General features: G+C 59.0%; 21 protein-coding genes and 1 tRNA gene. 9 read left to right on the top strand and 13 right to left on the bottom strand.

Annotated features, from left to right (window positions below):
- The first annotated feature begins 2 nt into the window (after window positions 1–2).
- The gene (locus Q2T52_RS09015) at window positions 3–1,148 is read left to right on the top strand and encodes an alpha-hydroxy acid oxidase (protein WP_302076376.1); all 1,146 of its coding nucleotides are present in this window, start codon (window positions 3–5) and stop codon (window positions 1,146–1,148) included.
- On the opposite strand, the gene Q2T52_RS09010 is transcribed toward Q2T52_RS09015, so the two are convergent.
- The 9 genes from Q2T52_RS09010 to Q2T52_RS08970 all read right to left on the bottom strand — a co-directional run bounded on the left by Q2T52_RS09010 (window position 1,142) and on the right by Q2T52_RS08970 (window position 7,034).
- Entirely contained in the window at window positions 1,142–1,894 is a 753-nt protein-coding gene (locus Q2T52_RS09010) for a metallophosphoesterase family protein (RefSeq protein WP_302076375.1), read from the bottom strand. The genes Q2T52_RS09015 and Q2T52_RS09010 overlap by 7 nt on opposite strands.
- Before the next feature lie 5 nt (window positions 1,895–1,899).
- Window positions 1,900–2,256: a hydroxyisourate hydrolase gene (gene uraH / locus Q2T52_RS09005; protein WP_302076374.1), complete on the bottom strand. Its 357-nt coding sequence runs from the start codon at window positions 2,254–2,256 to the stop codon at window positions 1,900–1,902.
- Window positions 2,253–2,753 (bottom strand): ureidoglycolate lyase, encoded by a 501-nt coding sequence (locus Q2T52_RS09000; protein WP_302076373.1) that lies wholly within the window; start codon window positions 2,751–2,753, stop codon window positions 2,253–2,255. The genes uraH and Q2T52_RS09000 overlap by 4 nt, the downstream gene beginning before the upstream one ends.
- 6 nt (window positions 2,754–2,759) lie before the next feature.
- Complete coding sequence (locus Q2T52_RS08995; RefSeq protein ID WP_302076372.1) at window positions 2,760–3,128, bottom strand: HepT-like ribonuclease domain-containing protein; 369 nt, start codon at window positions 3,126–3,128, stop codon at window positions 2,760–2,762.
- Window positions 3,125–3,415: a nucleotidyltransferase family protein gene (locus Q2T52_RS08990; protein WP_302076371.1), complete on the bottom strand. Its 291-nt coding sequence runs from the start codon at window positions 3,413–3,415 to the stop codon at window positions 3,125–3,127. The genes Q2T52_RS08995 and Q2T52_RS08990 overlap by 4 nt, the downstream gene beginning before the upstream one ends.
- Before the next feature lie 147 nt (window positions 3,416–3,562).
- Window positions 3,563–4,060, bottom strand: a complete 498-nt coding sequence (gene uraD / locus Q2T52_RS08985) for a 2-oxo-4-hydroxy-4-carboxy-5-ureidoimidazoline decarboxylase (protein WP_302076369.1) — start codon at window positions 4,058–4,060, stop codon at window positions 3,563–3,565.
- A gap of 3 nt (window positions 4,061–4,063) precedes the next feature.
- Window positions 4,064–4,987 (bottom strand): allantoinase PuuE, encoded by a 924-nt coding sequence (gene puuE / locus Q2T52_RS08980; RefSeq protein WP_302076368.1) that lies wholly within the window; start codon window positions 4,985–4,987, stop codon window positions 4,064–4,066.
- Between the two features lie 63 nt (window positions 4,988–5,050).
- Entirely contained in the window at window positions 5,051–5,758 is a 708-nt protein-coding gene (locus Q2T52_RS08975) for a DUF1045 domain-containing protein (protein WP_302076367.1), read from the bottom strand.
- An 88-nt stretch (window positions 5,759–5,846) separates the two neighbouring features.
- Window positions 5,847–7,034: an NAD(P)/FAD-dependent oxidoreductase gene (locus Q2T52_RS08970; protein WP_302076366.1), complete on the bottom strand. Its 1,188-nt coding sequence runs from the start codon at window positions 7,032–7,034 to the stop codon at window positions 5,847–5,849.
- On the opposite strand from Q2T52_RS08970, the gene mnmC2 reads away from it, so the two are divergent.
- Complete coding sequence (gene mnmC2 / locus Q2T52_RS08965; RefSeq protein WP_302076365.1) at window positions 7,033–7,758, top strand: tRNA (5-methylaminomethyl-2-thiouridine)(34)-methyltransferase MnmC2; 726 nt, start codon at window positions 7,033–7,035, stop codon at window positions 7,756–7,758. The genes Q2T52_RS08970 and mnmC2 overlap by 2 nt on opposite strands.
- On the opposite strand, the gene Q2T52_RS08960 is transcribed toward mnmC2, so the two are convergent.
- Window positions 7,747–11,409, bottom strand: a complete 3,663-nt coding sequence (locus Q2T52_RS08960) for a response regulator (protein ID WP_302076364.1) — start codon at window positions 11,407–11,409, stop codon at window positions 7,747–7,749. The two genes, mnmC2 and Q2T52_RS08960, sit on opposite strands and share 12 nt — an antisense overlap.
- 376 nt (window positions 11,410–11,785) lie before the next feature.
- Between Q2T52_RS08960 and Q2T52_RS08955 the strand changes: the two genes are divergently transcribed.
- Complete coding sequence (locus tag Q2T52_RS08955; protein WP_302076363.1) at window positions 11,786–12,115, top strand: hypothetical protein; 330 nt, start codon at window positions 11,786–11,788, stop codon at window positions 12,113–12,115.
- 174 nt (window positions 12,116–12,289) lie between these two features.
- Window positions 12,290–14,086 carry a DEAD/DEAH box helicase gene (locus tag Q2T52_RS08950; RefSeq protein WP_495677194.1) on the top strand — a complete coding sequence of 599 codons (1,797 nt, stop codon included), beginning with the start codon at window positions 12,290–12,292 and terminating at the stop codon, window positions 14,084–14,086.
- A gap of 76 nt (window positions 14,087–14,162) precedes the next feature.
- Here the strand turns inward: Q2T52_RS08950 and Q2T52_RS08945 are convergent, their stop codons facing one another.
- The gene (locus Q2T52_RS08945; protein WP_302076362.1) at window positions 14,163–15,989 is read right to left on the bottom strand and encodes a methyl-accepting chemotaxis protein; all 1,827 of its coding nucleotides are present in this window, start codon (window positions 15,987–15,989) and stop codon (window positions 14,163–14,165) included.
- A gap of 820 nt (window positions 15,990–16,809) precedes the next feature.
- On the opposite strand from Q2T52_RS08945, the gene Q2T52_RS08940 reads away from it, so the two are divergent.
- From Q2T52_RS08940 to Q2T52_RS08920, 5 genes are all read left to right on the top strand, one after another.
- Entirely contained in the window at window positions 16,810–18,219 is a 1,410-nt protein-coding gene (locus Q2T52_RS08940) for a circularly permuted type 2 ATP-grasp protein (protein ID WP_302076361.1), read from the top strand.
- Window positions 18,220–18,225: 6 nt separating this feature from the next.
- Window positions 18,226–19,167 carry an alpha-E domain-containing protein gene (locus Q2T52_RS08935; RefSeq protein ID WP_302076360.1) on the top strand — a complete coding sequence of 314 codons (942 nt, stop codon included), beginning with the start codon at window positions 18,226–18,228 and terminating at the stop codon, window positions 19,165–19,167.
- Between the two features lie 129 nt (window positions 19,168–19,296).
- The gene (locus Q2T52_RS08930; RefSeq protein ID WP_302076359.1) at window positions 19,297–20,145 is read left to right on the top strand and encodes a transglutaminase family protein; all 849 of its coding nucleotides are present in this window, start codon (window positions 19,297–19,299) and stop codon (window positions 20,143–20,145) included.
- A gap of 72 nt (window positions 20,146–20,217) precedes the next feature.
- Entirely contained in the window at window positions 20,218–20,700 is a 483-nt protein-coding gene (locus Q2T52_RS08925; RefSeq protein WP_302076358.1) for a hypothetical protein, read from the top strand.
- A 109-nt stretch (window positions 20,701–20,809) separates the two neighbouring features.
- A tRNA-Arg gene (locus tag Q2T52_RS08920) sits at window positions 20,810–20,886 on the top strand.
- Between the two features lie 331 nt (window positions 20,887–21,217).
- Here Q2T52_RS08920 and Q2T52_RS08915 read toward each other — a convergent pair.
- Together Q2T52_RS08915 and Q2T52_RS08910 are read right to left on the bottom strand one after the other, a co-directional pair.
- Entirely contained in the window at window positions 21,218–21,787 is a 570-nt protein-coding gene (locus Q2T52_RS08915) for a cytochrome b (RefSeq protein WP_302076357.1), read from the bottom strand.
- A 151-nt stretch (window positions 21,788–21,938) separates the two neighbouring features.
- On the bottom strand, window positions 21,939–22,292 hold the full coding sequence (locus tag Q2T52_RS08910; protein ID WP_302076356.1) for an oxidoreductase: 354 nt from the start codon (window positions 22,290–22,292) through the stop codon (window positions 21,939–21,941).
- Between the last annotated feature and the right edge of the window lie 178 nt (window positions 22,293–22,470).

Raw genomic sequence — 22,470 nt, 5'->3', positions numbered from 1 at the left:
CCATGTCCAAGCCGCTGACCATTGCCGACCTGAAAACCCTTGCCCGCCGCCGCGTGCCAAAAATGTTCTTCGATTATGCGGATAGCGGCTCGTGGACGGAAGGCACCTACAGGGCAAATGAGGCAGACTTTTCAGCCATCAAGCTGCGCCAGCGGGTGCTGGTGGACATGACGAACCGCTCGCTCAAGAGTGAAATGATCGGCCATGATGTCGCCATGCCGGTGGCGCTGGCGCCAACGGGACTGACGGGCATGCAGCACGCGGATGGCGAGATGCTGGCCGCCAAAGCGGCGGAGGAATTTGGCGTTCCCTTCACGCTGTCGACCATGAGTATCTGCTCGATCGAGGATGTCGCCTCGGTCACCACAAAGCCCTTCTGGTTCCAGCTCTATGTGATGAAGGACCGCGCCTTCATCGAAAACCTGATCGACCGGGCAAAGCGCGCGGGCTGCTCGGCGCTTGTCGTGACCGCCGACCTGCAGATCCTTGGCCAGCGCCACAAGGATTTGCGCAACGGCCTCTCCGCGCCGCCGAAATTCACACCGAAGCATATCTGGCAGATGGCGACGCGGCCGAAATGGTGTGCGGACATGCTGCGCACCAAGCGCCACGGCTTTGGCAACATTGTCGGCCACGCCACCAATGTTTCGGATCTCTCTTCGCTGAGCGCCTGGACAGCGGAACAGTTCGACCCGCGCCTGTCCTGGAAGGACGTGGAATGGATCCGCGAACGCTGGAACGGCAAGCTGATCATCAAGGGCATCCTGGACGAGGAGGATGCCCGCGCCGCTGCCGATACGGGGGCGGATGCGCTGATCGTGTCGAACCATGGTGGCCGCCAGCTGGATGGCGCACCTTCTTCCATCAGCATGCTGCCGAAGATCGTCGACGCGGTGGGAGACCGGATCGAGGTGCATCTGGATGGCGGCATCCGTTCAGGTCAGGATGTGCTGAAGGCGGTCGCGCTCGGCGCCAAGGGGACCTATATCGGCCGCCCCTTCCTCTACGGTCTCGGTGCCATGGGCAAGCAGGGCGTGGAATTGGCGCTGAACATCATCGCCAAGGAGATGGACATCACCATGGCCCTCTGCGGCAAGCGGAATATCAAGGCCGTCGATCGCAGCGTGATCGCCCACTGCCCTTATTGATCGGCCAACCACCCGGTCGCCAGCCCCGCCTCCCAGCTGGGGCGGCCGTTCTCCCCGGCCAGACGTGACTGGCTCATGTGGTCGTAAGGCACCAGCCGAAAGGTGACGGCCCAATCGCCGTCCTTCTTCTCGCAGATCGCATAGGAGGCGAGCGGCGTGCCCGCCTCCACCCGATGGTAATAGGGCGTGTCATCGTCATAGGCGGGGCAGCCGACACTGCCCGGATTGACGATCAACCGCCCATCCGACAGGCGAACCGCGCGCGGCAAGTGTGAATGGCCGCAGAGGATGAGGGGCTGAGAAACACCCTCCGCCAGCGCTTCGATCTCGGCACGCGGCTTGAGACAAACCGATCCGTCCGGCTTCACCACCTCCAGCCAATAGGTCTGATCGTCCTTCGGCGTGGCATGACAGAGATAAACGTCTGCGTGCCAGACCAGCGAAAAGGGAAGCGTCTTCAGCCAGTCCAGATGCTCTGGCGTCAATTGCCGGAAGGCATCCGCCTCCCAGCTATGCATCGCCCCTTCTGCATGCTCAACGAGATAACGGTCATGATTGCCGCGCACCGTTGGCAGGTCGAGAGAGAGCAGAAGTTCCGCCGTGCGTCCCGCTTCGAGCGGCCCCGAGAGACAATCGCCGAGATTGACGATGGCATTGGTGGGAATGCCCTGCTGGCCGATATCCGTCAGCACCGCCTCCAGCGCCGCACAGTTTCCATGAATATCGGCGATGGCAGCAAAACGCATGGTGATCAACTCCCGCGATAGGTCGAATAGCCGTAGGGCGAGATCAGCAAGGGCACATGATAATGGCCATTTTCGTCCGCAATGCCGAAGCGGATGGGGATGACATCCAGAAAGGGTGGTTCTGCCAGCGGCACGCCAGTACGGCTCAGATAATCGCCGGTATGGAATACCAGCTCATAAGTGCCCTTCTTGAAGCTCTCGCCGATCAGGATCGGCCCGCCATCCACGCGGCCATCGGAATTGGTGATGACGGTCTTGAGATGCGAGCGTCCTTCGCCGTCCAGCCGGTAGAGATCAATGGAGAGCCCTTCAGCCGGCTTGCCGAGTGCAGTGTCGAGAACATGGGTGGTCAGTCCGGTCATAGGGCAGGCTCGCTGATGATGAAGGGTTCGGGATAGAAAAACTCTTCGAGATTGTTGCCCGGCCCGTCGCGATCGACAACCAGAAAATCGGACACCGCGCCGATCGTCATCAGCGGATGATGCCAGACATTGCGACGATAGTTCACACCCTGGTCGCCGCGTGCCAGAAACACCTGCGGCTCACCGGGCTTTCCCTCGTCATCCTCGGAAACGACCACGAGATAGGGCCGCCCGTTCAGCGGTGAAAAACTCTGGCTGCCGAAGGGGTGGCGCTCCATCATGGTCAGTGCATAGGGGAACGCGCGTGGCTGACCACGAAAGATATTGAGGATAACGCGCGCGCCCTCACCCGTCACCTCCGCCTCGGCCAGTGCATGAAAACGTTCGGTATTGCCGCCATTGATGAATTTCATGCGGGCGGGATCCGCCTCGATCACCTGACCGAACGGGGCAAACGCGTCCTTCGTCAGCGGACGGATGGAGAGAGGTTTCGGCATGTTCGATTATTCACCCTGGGCATGGATATGGCGCAGCGCACGAAGCTGCGCGAGGAGTTGGGGAAGATCCTCATTCACCGTCTTCCATACGACCTCGAATTCCAGTTCGAAGTAATCATGGGCGACAAGGTTACGCATGCCTTTGATCGTCATCCAGGGGATTTCCGGATGATCGTCTGCAATATGAGGATTGAGCTTCAAGATCCGCGCCACGCCCTCGCCCATAATCACCAAAGCCATGGATACAGCCATCTGGCTTTTGGTGTCAGCCAGAAACGTAGTCTTATCCAAGCCGACAATAAAATCGGTTGCCTGCTGCGCAGCTTCTTCCATTTGCTGAATGTAATCAATCAGGCGGCTACGATCCGCGGTCATATGGCAATAGCCTCTGCCAGAACACGGTCCCTGATCTTCTGACGCAACCCCTTGCTCGTCGCAAGATCGACCCGCATCTGTAGCAGCGTTTCAAGATCGTGCTGCAAGCCCCCGAGATCAAAGAGCGTCGTCTCCTCGAGAGTATCAACCAGAATATCGACATCGCTGTCTTCGCGATCCTCGCCGCGTGCCACGGAACCGAAGACACGCGGATTGGCCACTCGATGCCGCACGGCAAGAGCGCGAATGGCTTCCCTGTTTTTCTCCAGCACGTCCGACGGCCGCATCATGAACCCCATTATTCCGGCAGCAAAACAGCCTTAGCTTTTTTAAAGTACCCCCCTCTGCCCTGCCGGGCATCCCCCCCACAAGGGGGGATGCCCGGCAGGGCAGAGGGGGGTAACCTCGAAACTCAAGATCACTATAGTAAAACTTCACACAGACGGCAGCAGGCTTTCCAGCCTCAGCATTACAATCCGCTCCACCTGACCGCAGGCGGTGGCGAACTCTTCTTCGCGGCTGTTGTGAATGCGCTTTTCGAAGGCGGTGAGGATATCCTCCTTCTTCAACCCTTTGACCGCGATGATGAAGGGAAAGCCGAATTTTTCCATATAGGCCGTATTGAGTTCGGTGAAGCGGGCATGCTCCGCCGGCGTCAACCGATCGAGACCGGCACCGGCCTGTTCTTTCCGGCTATCCTCCGTCAGTTCACCGGCAATCGCCAGCCTACCGGCCAGATCCGGATGGGCCCGCAAGACCGTCAGACGCTCCTCATCGCTTGCGGCACGAAACACGGCAACCAGCGGCGCATAGACCCGCTCGACATTCAGTTCCGCATCAAACACCATGCCGTCGTCATAGGCGCGTTCTGCGACGAAGGGCGAATGCTCGAAAACCCCGCCGAAGCGGTCGACAAATTCGTTTCGTTTCATGGGTCAAATACTGTCCGGTCTGTGGTGCTCGTGCCAGTGGCGAGCGATCTCGATACGCTTCGGGATCCACACCTTCTTGTGCTCGAGCACATATTCCATGAAGCGCCTCAGCGCGGCGATGCGGCCCGGACGACCGACAAGACGGCAATGCAGACCGATGGACATCATCTTCGGCGCGCCCTCCTTGCCTTCCTGATAGAGCGTATCGAACGTATCCTTCAGGTAAGTATAGAACTGGTCGCCCGCATTGAAACCCTGCGGCGTGGCAAAACGCATGTCATTGGCGTCCAGTGTGTAGGGAATGATCAGGAAGGGCTTACCATCCACCCCTTTGACCCAGAAGGGCAGATCGTCGGCGTAACTGTCGGAGGAATAGAGGAAACCGCCCTCCTCCTGCACCAGCCTCAGCGTGTTGATGGAAGGCTTGCCCTGGTACATGCCGTAGGGTCGCTCGCCAGCCACTTCCGTGTGCAGGCGCACGGCATCGAGGATATGCTGGCGCTCCAGCTCTTCCGGGTAATCCTTGTATTCGTGCCAGCGATAGCCGTGGCTGGCGATCTCCCAGCCCGCTTCGTTCATGGCGGCAACCGCATCCGGATTGCGCAGCATGGCCAGCGTCACGCCATAGACAGTGCAGGGAACCTTCAGTTCCGTGAACAGGCGATGCAGCCGCCAGAAGCCGGCGCGCGAACCATATTCGTAGATCGATTCCATGTTGAGGTTGCGCTGCCCCGGCCATGGAGCGGCACCAACGATTTCAGAGAGCAGGTTTTCCGAAGCCGGATCGCCATCGAGAATGCAGCTTTCGCCGCCCTCCTCGTAATTGATGACGAACTGGACTGCGATGCGTGCGCCACCCGGCCACTTCGGATCCGGAATGTTGCGGCCATAGCCAATGAGATTGCGGGGATAGCTGTCTGCGACCATCAAAGCACCTTATGCAAAAGATGCCTGACGGTATCACCGCAGTGCGGAAAGTCGAGACGACATTCACGCGATCCGGCGCGACGCGACACTTCCCAGTGGATGAAGCGAATGCACGAGGAAGGGGGCGCCTGCCGCATCCTCCACGAACAAGGCAAGATTGGACACGTCCAGCTGCCGTTCCAGGAATGGGTCAAAATAGTCGCGCAGGACTTTTTCGAAACGCGGAATATCGGAAGGCCCCAGAGGGCCGGTCAGCGTCATGTGGAAACGGAATTCGTCCATCACATGCGGATGACCCCAGCGGTGCAGATTGGCAAACTGCGAAGCCGATAGGCGATATGGATCGATCCGCTCCAGTTCCGCCTCGGTCAATGGCGCACGAAACGCGTCGAAGTGCTCGACCACGGCTCCGGCCAGATGATGAAGAGCCTCGCAAGGTTGGCAAGGTGCCAGGGCAAAGCGATTGCCAAGTCGCACCACTTCGAATCGCGGCAGTCGAACGGGCTGATGCTGACCGGCAAAGTGCATCATGGAGCGCAGCAACAGCTGCTCTATCACGCCATCGGCCAGACGGAAAGGCGGCTTCAGCGTCCCATGAAAGCCGTAGCGGCGAGGTACCGCCGTATTGAAGGCGATATCGTGCAGGCCAAGACCACGAATGCCCGGCGGCTCCATCGCCTCGCCGGAAAAAGCATTGCGTCCCAGCCACTGGGAAGCAGCCAGCGTCAGCGGATCATTCGCCGATGGCGTAAAATTGATGGCGTATCGCATGCGTCACCTCCTCTGTCGCCCGACCAATTACCCCTATGGGCGCAGGCTCTAGGTGATTTGCATGACAGCTTCACGACGCTATCGTGTATTATTGTTGTCGCAATGCAACCTGGAGATGGTGATCCAGACGAAAGGAATCCGGCACCGTTCTTGGTCCATCTGTCATTAAGCCAAGTGCACATTCAGCCAGGGAATGCGCCAGACCAAAACTGACCTTGAAACCGCCCGTCAACGCAATCACGCGGGGCGCATCCGGGTGAGGCCCCACCATCGGATCACGATCGATCGCCTTTGGCCGCAACCCCGCCCAGCGCTCCACAACGGTTGCATCCGCAAGCACCGGTGAAAGTTCACGCGCTCTCACGATCAGGTCATCCAGCCGATGATCAGTCGCGAAGGGATCCTCGAACACATCCTCGCTGGTGCTGCCGATGGCGACATGGCCGCCCTCATGCGCAACAATGTAGAGCCCGTTCAGAAAGATCACCGGCAGGCTCGGGTCCAAATCCGCCTTCAAAAGTGCCGCCTGCCCCTTCACCGCCGACCCAAGCGGCTTTGGCAGCGGTGGGCCGATCTGCCCCAGCAGATCAAATGATCGATGGCCTGCCGCGACGATGGCATGACCGAAGGCAATCCGCTCACCATTGGTAAGACGCACATGATCGGTGCGCAATGCGGCCACGCCCTCCCCTTCGATCAGACGCGCATTTGGCTGCCTGATCAGAAAGGCCCTCAGCGCCCCCGTCAATCCGCGCGGAGAAACACGTGCTGCAAACGTGTCATGAACGACGCCGGAAGCACCGATATCGGGCGTCAGCCAGTCCGGCTGTGGAGAAGTCTCCAGCACATTCCAGGCAAACGCACGGTCAGACGTTGCCCAAGCCGTCTGCGCATCCTTCGAATGGCGCTCGGCTATCGGCCTAAGATGCGGCTTGGGCAACGGGATCAGCCGTCCAGAGCGGCGGTAGCCACAGGAAAGCCCTGTCTCATCCTCAAGGAGGCGCACTTCGTCCTCCAGCGAAAGCAGCGCATCAAACTGAAACTGCTTCTTGTCCGACCATCGATCCGGCATGTGCGGCATCAGCGCGCCGAGCAGTCCGCCGCTGGCGCCGGAAGCGACACGCGCCTCCTCCAGCAATGTCACCGAAAGCCCCGCACGCGCTGCCTTGATCGCCGCCCACAGGCCCATGATGCCGCTGCCGATCACCAAGAGATCGGCAGAGGGCGGGATGTTGGATTGACCGGAGGAAGAGAGCGCACTATCGGCTATGGCCATGACGAATTCCGAAGAAACAAGCCGCGAAGCGGACAATGCGCTGCAATGGCGCGAGGGCGATATGCCCTATTCCAGCCTGTTTGGCGATCACTTTTATTGCCAGACGGACGGACGCCTGGAATGCGGCCATGTGTTTCTCGCCGGAAATGGGCTTCCTGAGCGCTGGCAGCGGGAAGGCGTGTTCCGCATCGGGGAACTCGGCTTCGGCACCGCGCTGAACTTCTGCGAAACATGGCGGCAATGGCAGCATTTGGCGGCGTCAGACAGCCAGCTGCATTTCACATCCTTCGAACTTTACCCCATGCAGGCGGAAGAGATCGACCGCGCGTTGTCGCATTGGCCGGAGTTGGATCGCGAACGTCAGGCGCTGGTGACGCTTTGGCCCAAGACCCCCGCCGGCATTATCGATCTTGCGATAACGGATAGGGTACGGCTGACGGTGGTTTGCGGCCAAGCGCTCGCCAATCTCGTGTCATACACAGAGATGTTCGACGCATGGTTCCTGGACGGGTTCGCACCCTCGCGAAACCCCGACATGTGGTCGCCGGAATTGATGCAGGCGGTGTACGACCACACGTCCGATGGCGGAACCTTCGCGACCTATGCGGCAGCCGGCTTCGTGCGGCGAAACCTTCACGCGGCAGGCTTCAATGTGGAGCGTCGCCCGGGCTTTGCCGGAAAACGCGAAATGCTGTGCGGCATTCGACCGGCGTCAGCTGCCTGATTGTGCCGCGGCGTCCATTTTGCCGTACCACTGATCGATCTTTGCCTCTAACAGTTCAGGGCTAATCGGTTTGGAGAGGTAATCATCCATCCCGGCGGCCAAGCAAAGGTCGCGGTCGACATCGAGCGCATGGGCGGTGACACCGATGATCGGCACATGGCCACCCACCCTCTCTTCGATTTCACGAATGCGGCGGGTTGCCTGATGGCCGTTCAGGACCGGCATGGACACGTCCATCAAGATGATGGCGGGGCGCTCGCGCTCCCAGGCCTGGATGGCTTCAGCGCCGTTGTTGACGATCTTGAAGCTACGTCCACTGCTTTGCAGGATCTGGGTGAAGACGATCTGGTTCACATCGTTGTCTTCAGCCACCAGCACCTCAAGCCCCGCATGCCGAGTGGGGACGGAAAGTGCGGGGACCGACGGCGTGTCAGCGAACCGCTCAATGTTCGCGGCCACATCCTGCAGCTTCGGATGATTGCGGAAGCGAACGGACCGGACCACTTCGTGAATGGCGGATCGCAAAACATTCGACCGAGCAGGCTTCATAAGGTGGGCCTGGATGTTGAGAAGCTCGTAATCCGGCTCGTTCCCCACCGTATCCATGGAGGTGAGAAAGATGATGCCGCAGTCACGCAGTCTCTCATCGGTGCGGATCTGGCGCGCCACGTCCATTCCGTTCATGCCGGGCATATGATAGTCGAGAACAACCGCATCGACCTTGATGCCCATTTCAGCGGCAGCACACAGCACGGCAAGACCTTCTTGCCCGCTATCGGCGGCAACGGCGTCGAATTCCCACATCGTCAACTGTTCGGAGAGGATCCGCCGGTTGACCGGATTGTCGTCGATCACCAGCACACGCGCACCTCGAACACTGACGGATGTCGTGGTCGATATATCCCTCTTTGCGGCCACCGGAAACGGCATGGTAATCGAAAAGACGGAGCCGATGCCCACCTGACTTTCCACGGCAATCTTTCCGCCGAATAGGGCGACCAGACCCGCCGTGATGGCAAGCCCGAGCCCCGTGCCCTCATGCCGGCGCGTGGAGGAGGTATCGACCTGCGAGAACTTCTCGAAAATCGTATGAAGCTTATCGACGGGGATGCCGATGCCGGTATCCTCGATGCGAAGTTCCAGCTCCATTTGGTCATCGCTCATCGATCGCGTGTCTATATCGATGATGATATGACCCCGCTCGGTAAATTTGATGGCGTTGCCGACAAGGTTCGTCACGATCTGGCGGAAGCGACCTGCATCGCCCACAACCGTATGCTTGACGCGGGCGCAGCGAACCAGAAGCTCAATATCCTTCTCCCTTGCGGAGGAAGACAGCAGCGTAGCGACATCCTCTATTGCCTCGACCGGATCGAACGGTGCCTTTCTGAGCGTCATCTGCCCGGCATCGATCTTCGAGAAATCCAGGATGTCGTTAATGATCGTCAGTAGGGCATTGCCGGATTTGCCGATGATATCGGTGAAGGTTCGCTGACGGGCATCGAGCTGCGTCTTCGCCAGCAATTCAGCCATGCCCAGCACGCCGTTCATGGGCGTGCGGATCTCATGGCTCATATTCGCGAGAAACTCCGATTTGGCACGGTCCGCAGCTTCAGCCCTGTGCAGCAGATTTTTCAGCTGGGCCTCGCGTTGGCGTGCTTCTGTCACGTCGGTGAAAACAGCAAGTAGATTCCCGCGCTCGCTAAGCGTTACTTCAATCGCAACCCATTTTCTGCCGCTGATGTGAATCGTGTGGGTGTAGGACTGCCCAATCGCTTGGAAATTATCCCATTCCGCCCGCAAGGCCGCAGCCTGCTCCGCGGACCCAAAATCACCCCGAGCTGCGATATGATCGAATGCATCGCCCCAATACCGACCAAGCGCGCAAAATTCCACCGGCAGATCGATGATCGAAGGCACCGCAGCATTGGCAAAAACGATATGTCTATCGCGTAGGATCAATAGGCCCTGCGTCATTGCGCCAGTCGCATCGGCCAGCAGCGCACCATGGTGCTCTACCGCCTTGAGGGCCGCCTGAATTTCCTCCTCCCGCTTTCGGATGGCGGTAATATCCATATAGTTCAGCAGGATCTTGCCATCGGACAGATGACTGCGTGAGATAACAAGGGTATGACCAGCGCCCGTCTTGAATTCGATCGGGATCATCTCGCCGGCATCACGCAACAGGGACAGACGCTCACGGCAGAATGTATCGAAGTTGTCGTAGCCACCACCATAGACTCCGTGCTCGAAATTCTGCCGGAGGAAATCATCGTAGCGGCGCCCGACAAGCTTCTCTTCAAGTCCGAAATCGGTGAACCAAAGTTCATAAAGTTTTCGGTTCACATACTGGAAGCGCAGTTCGTCATCGAGAATGGCGACGCCGACAGGCATCGAATCGAGAACGGCCTCGAGCTCGCGGTTGAGGCGCTCCGCTTCTTTCTGCGCTGCGCGCACCTGGGTCACATCGGAAATCGAGCCGACGACATAGCGTTCCCCAGCGGGAGAACACACCCGCACGAGCTTGGTCAATGCCGAGATCGAGTTGCCGTCCGGCATATCAATCTCGGAGGTTTTTTCCAGAACGCCGCCATTCGCCAGCAGGTTCTCGTTCTCCCGGCGGAAGCGTTCAGCAGCCGCCGGAAACATGTCCTCATCCGATTTGCCAATGAAGGCTTGGCGATCTCCGCCGAGGATGTGCTCGTACTGTGCATTCGCATAGAGCAGCCGACGCTGGCTATCACGCAGGAACACCGCAACAGGCAGATTTTCGAGCGCGGCGCGGAAGATTTCCGCTTCCTCGATCTGCTTGCCGAGACGTAGCTCCTGGATCTTGAATTCGGTCACGTCGAGGCGCAGCATCACCAGCCAGCCGTTGTCCAGCCTCTTGTTGACGCTGCGAAGCCAGCGACCATCCGGCAACGAAACCATGCTGTGCGATTGCTCCTGCGCATAGACGCGCAGACGCTCGTTGACCCAGTCAGCACGGGCGTTGCCGCCTCCATCCTCGTCGAGATCCGGACGCGCTTCTCCGTCATAGAGCTGTTCCATGACTGCTCTCAAAGACATTCCGGGATGGAGCTTGACGCCGCTGGTCGCAAAATACTCCTGAAAGTGCCGGTTGAAATGGCGCAGGATATCGTGGTCGTCATAGATCCCGACACCGGCATCCAGAAGGTCGAGCGCCGTCCCCATCATTGCGGGCGTGAAAAACGCATCCGTAGCTCCCGCTTCCGCCTGCAAGGCAGCCGCTGGAACGGACGCAGGCACTAGGGCGGGTTGGGAGCCGAGATAGGCATCGTTTTCCACCATGAGGAAACCAAAGAGGAAGACCTGATCGTCATCAGTCAGGAAGCGCTCCACATGCAGATCAACCCGCCCGAAATCCTTGACCTTCAGGCCCTGTACGATTTCATCGCTGCCAAAGATCAAGGATCGTCGCTGACGCAGATCCGCTTCATCGTCTTCCGGGCCAGCGGGAAAGTCTTGTGCCGTGCGCCCGGTGAAGGCATCGCGAGAGCAACCGTGCAGACGCGCGAAAGGCTCGTTCACCACGACGTAGCGCAGGGCGCCGTCCTTGATGAAGGCTGGTCGGTCGAGTTCCAGAATCCGGTCACAAGCCCGCTGGAGTAGTTCGCTATTGCTGCTCAAGGATTCCCTGCCTCCGGGCAAGAACCGGTGGTTCCACAATCTACCGCTGATGGTGAATTAGAGCATTGTCATGGTTAACAAAGGGTTCTCCGGCAGTATGTTTGGCTGCTGAAACCCGGGCCGTGAAGCTATATCCGGCGCTTATATGGATGAAGAAAAGAGGCCGCACACCCAGTCACAAGTCTTGCATGAAATTGCCGAGCTTTTGACATGTTTCGCATCACTGATTGCCACGGCTCAGGGCCACCGCAACTGGCGGGCGCGCCAGCCTGAACATCCGTTCAGGCTTCTCTTTCTTTTCTTCCTTCAATCTGCCGCCTTTCGATTTCACTCTTGTCTTCGTAGCCCGAACCAACTGGGTGAAAGGAACAAGCCTATGTCCGTACTGCAAAAAACTGTTTCTGCAGGTCTCATCGCGGTCAGCCTCGGCGTTGCCCTGACGGCAACCGCACCAGCGGCCGAAGCACATGATCACTTCTGGGCGGGTGTTGCTGCCGGAACGGTCGGCGGCCTCATCGGCGGTGCCATCGCCTCGCAGCCGAGAGCTGTCTATGTAGAGCCGGAATACCGCTACGTGGCACCGCCTCCGCCGCCGCCGGTCTATCATCGCGTCTACTATCGAGAAGTGTATGAAGCCCCTTGCCATTATGAATGGCGCCGCGATGGCTGGGGCGATCGCTACCGCGTGGAAGTGTGCCCGCGCTGATCGGCGTGAGGACCAATCCATCGCCATATAATTGCCGAGCCCGCCCTATTTCGCGGCGGGCTCTTGACTTTTGCGGTGCAAAGCAGCACATGCAGCACAGCTTTCACCTTCCGGCCGCCGCGTGAGCTGGCCCTGCGACGAGAATGTTCGCGAAGAAGGAACAAGGCGCTTTAAATGAAGGCCCTGGATGGGCCAGCGCTGGAAAGCGATTTCCACTCCCAAGTTCCCACTTCACGCGGGGTTCTTGACGCCAAGTTCGGACCCGTCGGCAATGGTGCCTGCGGGGCAGTCGTCTTGGCGCCCCGAAAGGTATTCGACTTGACGAATTTCCATTCGCTTGGCCTGTCCAAGCAACTCGTATCCACCCTCTCCGCTCTGGGTTACGAGACGCCGACGCCGATCCAGGCGCAAGCCATCCCGCTTCTGCTCGAAAGCCGCGACATGATCGGCCTCGCCCAGACCGGCACCGGCAAGACAGCCGCCTTCGGCTTGCCGCTGATTGAAATGCTGCTGAAGGACCCGAAGCGTCCCGACAACCGCACCACCCGCACGCTGATCCTCGCGCCGACTCGCGAACTGGTGAACCAGATCGCCACCAACCTGAAGTCTTACGTGCGCGGGATGCCGCTCAAGATCAACTCGGTCGTTGGCGGCGCATCCATCAACAAGCAGCAGCTGCAGCTGGAAAAAGGCACCGACATCCTGGTCGCCACCCCTGGCCGCCTGCTGGACCTGGTCGCCCGCAAGGCAATCGGCCTCACCACCGTACGCTATCTGGTGCTGGACGAAGCCGATCAGATGCTGGACCTCGGCTTCGTGCATGACCTGCGCAAGATCGCGAAGATGGTTCCGGCGCGTCGCCAGACCCTGCTGTTCTCGGCCACCATGCCGAAGGCGATCGCCGATCTCGCCGGCGACTACCTGAAGGACCCGGTCAAGATCGAGGTCACGCCACCCGGCAAGGCTGCCGACAAGATCGAGCAGTACGTCCACTTCGTTGCCGGCAAGAACGACAAGACCGAGCTCCTGAAAACCTCGCTGCTGGAAAACCCCGATGGCCGCGCCATCGTTTTCCTGCGCACCAAGCATGGCGCTGAGAAGCTGTCCAAGCATCTGGAGCATCTCGGCTTCGAAGTTGCCTCCATTCACGGCAACAAGAGCCAGGGCCAGCGCGAGCGTGCGCTGAAGGCCTTCCGTGATGGCGATATCCGTGTGCTCGTCGCAACCGACGTTGCCGCCCGCGGCATCGATATCCCTGGCGTCACGCATGTCTTCAATTACGACCTGCCGGAAGTGCCGGATGCTTACGTGCACCGTATTGGCCGTACCGCCCGCGCTGGTCGCGACGGCGTGGCCATTGCCTTCTGTGCACCGGACGAAACACGCCTTCTGCGCGACATCGAGAAACTGATGAACATCGATATTACGGTGGCATCGGGCGAGCGTCCGGCTGGCCTCAACAGCCCCGTTCGCAGCAGCGGCAAACCCGCCCGCAATGGCGGCGGTCGCAGCGAAGGCAACCGTGAAGGTGGCAACCGCAACCGCGCAGAAAACCGCGCACCGCGCCGTCCCCGCACACCGGAAGGCGAAGCCCTGGCCGAACGCGCCGGTCCGCGCGGTGGAGAGCGCAACGGCCCCGCCCGCAACAAGCGCAATGAAGACTTCCGCGGCCAGCGTCGCGGCGAGGAAGCTCCGCGCTTCGAAGCCGACAATGATTTGGTCGACACGTCCGATTTCGGCCAGGCCCGCAAGAAGCAGTTTGGCCCCAAGCCGGGTGCAGGTGACAACCGCAAGCGCGGCAACGGCGGCGAAAACCGTCACGCTCCGCACGCACCGCATGAGCCGGCCCAGCAGCGCCAGGCCCGCAACGGCCAGCAGCCACGCAAGCCCTCGGGCAATGGCGGCCCGGTGAAGTTCGGCGGCGAAGGCCGCAATGGCGGCAACCAGCCGCGCCGTCGCGACCGCGCCTGATCCGCGAGACGATTGCAATAAGAAGGCCCGCCTGTTTTTCGACAGGCGGGCCTTTTCTTTTGGGCCGGCAAAATTCTCAGGCGGCGCGACGCACCATACCCTGACCACGACCGGCATCGTGCGGCAACTTGAAGCGTCCCACGAGTTCACGCAGGCGGCGTGCCTCGCTGGCCAAAGCGGTTGAGGCGGCAGTGGACTGTTCTACCATGGCGGCGTTCTGCTGCGTGGTCTGGTCCATATGGTTCACTGCCGTATTGACCTCTGCCAAGCCAGCAGACTGTTCGCGCGACGAGGTGGTGATCGCCTCCATCAGCTGGTTGACCTGCACGACCTGCGTGCCAATTTCCTTCAGTGCCGAACCCGTATCCCGGACCAGCTTCACACCGTTCTCGACTTCGCTGGAGGAATTCTGGATAAGGCCCTTGATCTCCTTGGCGGCATTGGCGGAACGCTGGGCAAGCTCGCGAACTTCCTGTGCCACCACTGCAAAGCCTTTGCCGGCTTCACCGGCGCGGGCTGCTTCGACGCCCGCATTGAGCGCCAAAAGGTTGGTCTGGAACGCGATTTCATCGATGACGCCGATAATGTTCGAAATCTGCTGAGAGGACTCTTCGATCCGCCGCATGGCTTCTTCCGCATCGCCCACAACCCGAACGGAGTTCTCCGCATTGGCATTCGCACGCGAAGCGACCTGACGTGCCTCATCGGTGCGCTTGGACGCCATGGAAACGTTCTGCGTGATCTCATCCAGAGCCGCCGCTGTTTCCTCGAGAGAAGCCGCCTGCTGCTCCGTCCGCTTGGAGAGATCGTTCGCTCCGGAGGCGATTTCCTGCGTACCGCTGTCCATGGAATGAACGATGGTCAGAACCTCGGAGATGGTGTGGCTGAGCTGGTGAACCGTTTCGTTGAAATCGTGACGCAGATCCTCATATTCGGGAGCAAACGCATCAGAGAGGGTGAAGGAAACGTCCCCGGCGGCCAGACGACGCAGACCTTCGCCGAGTGTCTGCGTGGCAACGCGCAGCTTCTGCGCTTCGTCAGCAGCCCGCCGTGCCTGCTCACGATCCTGCTCGATCTGGCTTTCGCGCGTGGCAGCCGCCTCATCTTCCAGCTGGATCTTGCTGAGGCTGGCTTGACGGAACACTTCAACAGCCGCCGCCATATCTCCCAGCTCATTGCGACGACCCGCAAACGGAATGTCGCTCTTGAGATCACCATCGGCCAGGCGGCGCATGGCGGCGGCCAGTCGACGGATCGGGTTTGCGACGCCGCGAAGGACATAGGCGACACCGGCAAGCGACAAAGCGATGCTGATCACCGAGACAGCAATTACTGTGGTATAGACGCTATCGCGCGTTTCGGCATTTGCATCCATAAACTGGTTGATGCGGCCGGTAATGAACTTGATCATCTCCTCGACAGCAGCACCGGCAGCAGCAACCTTGGCGGGCACCTCCTTGTCGATGACAGCTTGTCCTTCTGCATCGCGACCTGCAACCCAGAGGTCGGCAGCTTTATGAGCCGACATCTCGTATGCATTAACCGCGCCTTGTACGGCCAGCATCAAATCTTTGCCTTTACCTGTATTGGCCGTATCAATGAAGTTTTGAATGAGCCCATTCAAATTGCGTTCCTGCTCAGTTAAAGCATTGGCCTGCGCCTTTACGCCGATCGGATCATTCTTGTAAATAGACACCCGAGCAACTGCCAGTCGCAAATTTGCAAATTCTGTACGGATCAGCGCAACGTCCATCTGGCGCTTTGCGAGAGTTGATCCGATATAAACGGTTCCAGAGTATACATTGGAAAGACCGTAGAACGATGAAACGACGAGTACCACAATCGACACCGTAATCACGGACAGGACGGACATCAGAGCGACTTTGATATTGAGATTTTGCACGGATTTACTCCATGAGCGTGGCGTTGATGCAATCGGAACGATCATTAGGAAAATCGAATAACAAACCGTGAATTTTATGAAAGCTCTACGTAAAATCAAAGATTGTTCAATCAGAGGAAGAGCTTCTGCCTTGTCGCGGAAAATAGATTAGTCAAAACCCCTAAATTTCGGGGTGCTGACTGATGGAACAGTAAGAACTGCGGTCCGGGTGACATCTTGAAAAGCGAATGGAGCTCCCGAAAATCTTAGGCTTGAATGGGTTGACGGAATGCGCTTGAGGCTGGCCGCAAGCCGTGGATATTGCGTTAAGAAAAGCCCTCAATTTTAGCGCTACGGAATAGATTAGATCAATCAAAACAACGCACAATGCAGGTCGTCAACGCCGCGATCAAGACGTCAGGCGACCACGCCAAAGACAATTGTCGACGCGTCAGCCCCGTTTCGAAATATCGCAGCATGGCAACCCAAGGGTTTACTGTGTTCAGCGCTAAAACCGTGCGAATTGCCTGACGGATGGAGGCAGCCATGACCGCGGACACATGGGCCTGCCTTAAAACCAGGCAACACGCTCAGCATTATTGCAGATCAACAGGAGAGCGAGACGGACATCAAATGCGCAGACGCGGCGCAATATTGTTTCTGGTGTGTCAGAACCAACATAAACGTGCATTTACAGGCATTTGCACAAAGTTTACGCGGCGCTCTGCGCGGAAGAATGACAGTTTTCAAGCAGCTGCAATCAATTTGTTCCTTCATCGTGCATGGTTCTTGCATTGCCCCTTCCGTTGTATTCTTATGGTCGAAAACGGGGAACTGACCATTGGCATTTGATGAAATGTTGAATGCGGAAAACCTTCCGCGCGGACCTTACCAAACCTATCATGAGTGGTATGCGAGCCAGGATCCGGCACACCTGATCCAGAAGTCTCGCGATGCCGAAAACATCTTTCGGAAAACCGGCATTACCTTTGCCGTCTACGGACATGCCGATTCCTCGGAAAAGCTCATTCCGTTCGATATCATCCCCCGCATCATCTCGGCGCGCGAATGGCGAAAGCTGGCGCAGGGCATTGAGCAGCGGGTTCTCGCCCTCAATGCCTTCCTGGATGACATCTATCACAAGCAGGAGATCATCCGGGCTGGCCGCATTCCCCGCGCGCTGATCGAAAAGAACGACGCCTTCCTGCCCGAGATGATCGGCTTCAAGCCGCCCGGCGGCGTCTATACCCATATCGTCGGCACCGACATCGTGCGCACCGGCGAAGACCAGTTCTATGTCCTTGAAGACAATGCCCGCACGCCCTCCGGCGTCTCCTACATGCTGGAGAACCGGGAAACCATGATGCAGATGTTCCCGGAGCTGTTTACCCTGAACAAGGTGCAGCGCGTGGAGGATTACCCCTATCTGCTGCGCCAGTCGCTGGCCTCGCTCGCACCGCCCGGCTGCAAGGGCAAGCCGCGCGTCGCCGTGCTGACGCCCGGCATCTACAACTCTGCCTATTACGAGCATTCCTTCCTGGCCGATACCATGGGCGTGGAACTGGTGGAAGGCTCCGACCTGCGCGTGATGGACGGCAAGGTGAAGATGCGCACGACGCGCGGCTACGAGGCGATCGATGTGCTTTACCGCCGCGTCGATGACGACTTCCTTGATCCCCTCACCTTCCGCCCGGATTCGGCACTCGGCATTCCCGGCATCATGGATGTCTACCGCTCCGGCAACATCACCATTGCCAATGCGCCGGGCACCGGCATTTCCGATGACAAGGCGATCTATTCCTACATGCCTGAGATCGTCGAGTTCTATACCGGCCGCAAGCCGATCCTGGAAAACGTGCCGACCTGGCGCTGTTCCGAGGCCGACAGCCTGAAATACGTGCTGGAGCATCTGGAAGAGCTGGTTGTGAAGGAAGTGCATGGCTCCGGTGGCTACGGCATGCTGGTCGGCCCCACCGCCTCCAAGAAGGAACGGGCCGATTTTGCCGACAAGCTGAAGGCCAAGCCCGCCAATTATATTGCCCAGCCCACGCTTTCCCTCTCGACGGTGCCGATCCTGGTCAACAAGGGCATCGCCCCCCGTCACGTCGATCTTCGTCCTTACGTTCTGGTCTCCGACAAGGTGCGCATCATTCCGGGTGGCCTCACCCGTGTGGCACTGAAGCAAGGCTCTCTGGTGGTGAATTCCAGCCAGGGCGGCGGCACCAAGGACACCTGGGTACTGGAGGACTGAGCGACCATGCTGGGAAGAACTGCAAACGGCCTCTACTGGATGTTCCGTTACATCGAGCGCGCCGAAAACATTGCGCGCCTGGTCGATGCGGGCCTGCGCGTTTCACTGACGCGCGCCGGCTCGTCGGATGAGGATTGGGACGGTGTGCTGCAAAGTGCGGGCGTGCGCGAAGCCTTTGGCGAAGTGCATGAAACGCTGACTGCCGCCAATGCCATCGATTATCTGCTGCGGGACCGCGCCAACCCGTCCAGCGTCATGTCCTGCATCGATTCGGGCCGCAACAACGCCCGCATGGTGCGCACGGCCCTGACGCGCGAGACCTGGGAAGCCACCAACGAATGCTGGATCGAGCTGAAGCAACTGCTCGACCGCAAGATAAAAGCGGCGGAACTGCCTGAAGTCATCGACGTGATCAAGCGTCGGGCGGGTCTTATCCGCGGCGCCTTCCACGGCTCCATGCTGCGCAACGATCTTTACAACTTCTCGCGCATCGGCACCTTCATCGAGCGGGCGGACAATACCAGCCGCATTCTCGATGTGAAGTATTACGTGCTGCTGCCCGCCGTGAGCCAGGTCGGCTCATCGCTGGATAACTTCCAGTGGGAATCCATCCTGCGATCCGTCTCCGCGCACCGCTCCTATGGCTGGGTGTATGATGCGGAATACCGCCCGGCGAACATTGCCGACTTCCTGATCCTCAACGTGCGCATGCCGCGCTCGCTGGCCTATTGCTATGAGAAGATCGTCAGCAATCTCGGTTATCTGGAAGCCGATTACGGCGAGCGACACAAGGCGCATGACACGGCGGGCGCCATCAAGACCATGCTGAAGCGCGGCTCCATCGGCGATGTCATGGACCAGGGCCTGCATGAATTCCTGGAGGATTTCATCAGCCGCAACAACCAGCTGAGCGCCGAGATTTCGGAAGGCTACCGCTTCTATCATTAGACGGGAACATTCATTGCCGGTTCCGCCCTCGGCGGAACCGCTTCATTCGTTCATTCAAGTCAATCGATCCTCGATCACCGGCCTGGAAATCGAAAGGCCGGTCAGCGGATCGGAAACGGACGGGCCGATATGCGTCTCACCATCAGCCATACCACAGAATATCATTACGACGAGCCGGTGACCTATGCCCTGCAGCGCTTGCGGCTGACCCCGCTCAATGGCGCCACGCAGAAGGTGCTGAACTGGACGATCGAGGTAGACGGCGCCAAGATCGAGGCCGGCTATCTCGACCAGTTCGACAACCGCGTGGAACTTGTCTCCACCGAAGGCGGAGAACATGTGATCCGCATCACGGCGAGTGGCGACGTGGAAACCATCGATCGCGCCGGCGTGGTCGGCCAGCATCTGGGCTTCGTGCCGCTCTGGCTTTACCTTCGCGAAACGCCGCGCACGAAAAGCGGCAAGCTCGTACTTGAACTGGCGCGCAGCCTGAAGGGCGACAGCGAACTGGCGCAGATGCATGCGCTGATGGAAGCGATCCACGAACTCGTGACCTATACGCCCGGCACCACGACCTCGGAAACGACGGCAGAACAGGCGCTGGAAGCGAAGACCGGCGTGTGCCAGGACCACGCGCATATCTTCATAGCCGCAGCCCGGCAGCTCAACATCCCCGCCCGCTACGCCTCAGGCTATCTTCTGATGGAAGGGCAGACGGAGCAGGTGGCAACCCATGCCTGGGCGGAAGCGCATATTCCGGGTCTTGGTTGGGTGGGCTTTGACCCCGCCAACAAGGTCTGCCCGGATGAGCGCTATGTGCGGATCGCGACCGGTCTCTGCTATCGCGATGCAGCTCCCGTCTCCGGCATGCGCATCGGCACGACAGGTGAAAACCTGAAAGTATCACTGACGGTGCAGGCGCCCGGCCAGCAATCCCAGACCCAGGATGGCCAGAGCCAAACCCAAACGCAGGGATGAGGACCGATCCGTCGCAACACAAGCCCGGCGCCATGCCGGTGTGGTTGGGTTCGCGCCGAAAGGATGTCACCCATGCTGTTTGGACGCTCGGTCTTCCAGTCCATTCTGACCCGGCTAGACGAGGAAAGCCCCGAGCCGCAGCCCGAGGCTGCCCCAGGCTTTCGCGTGCGTGGTTTGAGCGCGGGCTTCGTGGCGGAAACGGTTCAGCACGTTCCCACAGGTGAGCCGGACCTTGCCTATCGCCACTTTCTGGAGGCGGATGCGGACGAGATCACCTCACCCGCAGCGGAACAGGTCGTCGAACCACCTGCGCCAAAACTGCCGCCACCACATCTGCTGCGCCTGAGCGAGGCAGAGATTGGTGAGGACCTTGGCCTCACCCCGCGGGACGATGCCGAGATGCTGGCAGACAAACGGCGACGCTTTGCGCGTGACAATCACCCGGATCGGGTTGCGCCGGAATTCCGCGAGGCCGCCACCCGCCGCATGACGGTCGCCAACATGCTGGTGGATCAGGCCCTGCGGCTCGATGCGCTTCAGCGCAAACTGAAGTAGCGAATTTCGGATGAAACCAATTTTCCGCCTTTTGGCGATTGATGCCGGCCATGCTCTTTGTTATGAACCCTGCATCGGCTGATCGAAGCCCTGCTTCGATTCCTCTTACGCACCCGTAGCTCAGCTGGATAGAGTGTTGGATTCCGATTCCAAAGGTCACAGGTTCGAATCCTGTCGGGTGCGCCAATTTCCATAACTAACTCGTTGAAAAGATTAAGATTTCTGCAAGAAACCTTTTACTGTGCATAACATGCTTCATAACGTCATTTGCGCGTACACCACATACTATCGCATTGATTGAAAATCGTTCCCTTTGTACGAAAAGATTGCACTAGGATCTCCGCGAAAGGACAACTAAGACGCGCCCGTCATCGAGGCTGACCCGATCGCCCTGGCGCACCTCGGCAGCACGCGGATATCGCTTCACATCGACGCTGAACGAGTATTTGGCGCCGGTGCAGAGCGTCCGCAGATCGTTGTTCGTTCGGTTCCGGTTGCCGACTTCAACACCCACCCTTTAAATCATGCGCGGGAGAACGTCTGTTTCGCCACCCCTGTCTTGCAGGCGGTGCTTAACAGCGCCCGCGACGTGAAGCAGGACGCAGACAAGCAGGAGATAGGCGCAGTAACGGTGGAGCGTCTGAAACAAGGTGAAAAGCGCATCGCTCTTCGGCAGAAGCTCCGGCACGTGCGTAATAAAGAAAAAGGGAATGCCGTCACCATCAGGAATGCTGCTCGACATGGCATAGCCCAGCAGCGGCGTCAGCAGGGTCAAGGCAATGATCAGCCGGTGGATTGCATGCGACAGGCTTTTTTCCCAGGCCTTGAGAGCCGCTGGCGCCTGCGGCAGCACAGAGCGATAACGCCATCGCAACATCAGGTGCACCAGCGCCAAAAGCCAGACTAGGACGCCGAATTGCTTGTGGTTGGGGTAGAGAATACCCGCGACCGGATCATGCTCGGCGCGACCGGTCATGTACCAGCCACACGCGATTAACCCCAAAATCATCATTGCACGTAGCCAGTGCAGGATACGCATCAATATTGGATACTTGGCGCGACGACTTGGGTGAGAAATTTCGGTCATGTGGCCATTCCTGTCGACAACGGTTTCGTCAGGAATAGAGCCATCCGAATTAAGGCGGCGTGCAGTTATTATGGAGATTGCGTGGAGAAGTCCGATGTCAATCGGCATTGCAAACAGGCGGAGGGGCCAAAAACCCCTCCCCCTGATCGATTCAGCAGCTATTAGCGGTTGCGGTGCCAGTCGTGCCGGACGCTGCGCCCTGAGTGCTTGCACCGTCATTGGTGGGCGCGTTAGCGGACTGCGTTGCGCTGCGGTTAGGACCACAATTGCTGCCGCCGCCGGAAGCGTTGCTGTTCGAGCCGGTGCTCGTTGCGCCGGTCCCCGTGCCAGAGCCGGCATTCGAGCCAGTGCCGCTGCCCGTGCCTGCGCCGGAGTTTGTACCAGATGACGCGCCTGCGCCCGAACCGCTAGTACCACCCGAGCCGGAGCCGGAGCCAGACTGGGCCATCGCAGCAGTGGCGAGACCGAGGGAAAGAACGGATACGGTGAGTAGTTTTGTAATCATCGTGTTTCCTCCAGGGGATATCAACCATTGACATCCTGCTCCGTCCAACCCCTTAGCTCGAATAAAGTTTCCTAAAAAAACAAGCGAAATGAAATGGAACCATTCCTCAAGGGGCCTTAACGCCTGACGCGAGGTATCGTTTTGCGCCTATCCCCAGAGAATGAGATGGTGTTTCCAT

This window comes from Rhizobium oryzicola, assembly GCF_030504645.1.
In the GTDB taxonomy this organism is placed as follows: domain Bacteria; phylum Pseudomonadota; class Alphaproteobacteria; order Rhizobiales; family Rhizobiaceae; genus Neorhizobium; species Neorhizobium oryzicola.
This window is presented reverse-complemented; position numbering and strand designations above follow the sequence as displayed.

Excerpts from the sequence above, each read along its gene's own strand:
- Q2T52_RS08975 (WP_302076367.1), bottom strand. The coding sequence starts at position 5,758 with ATGCGATACGCCATCAATTTTACGCCATCGGCGAATGATCCGCTGACG.
- Q2T52_RS09015 (WP_302076376.1), top strand. The coding sequence starts at position 3 with ATGTCCAAGCCGCTGACCATTGCCGACCTGAAAACCCTTGCCCGCCGC.
- Q2T52_RS08995 (WP_302076372.1), bottom strand. The coding sequence starts at position 3,128 with ATGACCGCGGATCGTAGCCGCCTGATTGATTACATTCAGCAAATGGAA.
- Q2T52_RS08970 (WP_302076366.1), bottom strand. The coding sequence starts at position 7,034 with ATGGCCATAGCCGATAGTGCGCTCTCTTCCTCCGGTCAATCCAACATC.
- puuE (WP_302076368.1), bottom strand. The coding sequence starts at position 4,987 with ATGGTCGCAGACAGCTATCCCCGCAATCTCATTGGCTATGGCCGCAAC.
- Q2T52_RS08935 (WP_302076360.1), top strand. The coding sequence starts at position 18,226 with ATGCTGGGAAGAACTGCAAACGGCCTCTACTGGATGTTCCGTTACATC.
- Q2T52_RS09000 (WP_302076373.1), bottom strand. The coding sequence starts at position 2,753 with ATGCCGAAACCTCTCTCCATCCGTCCGCTGACGAAGGACGCGTTTGCC.
- uraD (WP_302076369.1), bottom strand. The coding sequence starts at position 4,060 with ATGAAACGAAACGAATTTGTCGACCGCTTCGGCGGGGTTTTCGAGCAT.
- Q2T52_RS08950 (WP_495677194.1), top strand. The coding sequence starts at position 12,290 with ATGAAGGCCCTGGATGGGCCAGCGCTGGAAAGCGATTTCCACTCCCAA.
- Q2T52_RS08990 (WP_302076371.1), bottom strand. The coding sequence starts at position 3,415 with ATGCGGCCGTCGGACGTGCTGGAGAAAAACAGGGAAGCCATTCGCGCT.
- Q2T52_RS08910 (WP_302076356.1), bottom strand. The coding sequence starts at position 22,292 with ATGATTACAAAACTACTCACCGTATCCGTTCTTTCCCTCGGTCTCGCC.
- Q2T52_RS08915 (WP_302076357.1), bottom strand. The coding sequence starts at position 21,787 with ATGACCGAAATTTCTCACCCAAGTCGTCGCGCCAAGTATCCAATATTG.
- Q2T52_RS08925 (WP_302076358.1), top strand. The coding sequence starts at position 20,218 with ATGCTGTTTGGACGCTCGGTCTTCCAGTCCATTCTGACCCGGCTAGAC.
- Q2T52_RS09010 (WP_302076375.1), bottom strand. The coding sequence starts at position 1,894 with ATGCGTTTTGCTGCCATCGCCGATATTCATGGAAACTGTGCGGCGCTG.
- uraH (WP_302076374.1), bottom strand. The coding sequence starts at position 2,256 with ATGACCGGACTGACCACCCATGTTCTCGACACTGCACTCGGCAAGCCG.
- mnmC2 (WP_302076365.1), top strand. The coding sequence starts at position 7,033 with ATGACGAATTCCGAAGAAACAAGCCGCGAAGCGGACAATGCGCTGCAA.
- Q2T52_RS08955 (WP_302076363.1), top strand. The coding sequence starts at position 11,786 with ATGTCCGTACTGCAAAAAACTGTTTCTGCAGGTCTCATCGCGGTCAGC.
- Q2T52_RS08930 (WP_302076359.1), top strand. The coding sequence starts at position 19,297 with ATGCGTCTCACCATCAGCCATACCACAGAATATCATTACGACGAGCCG.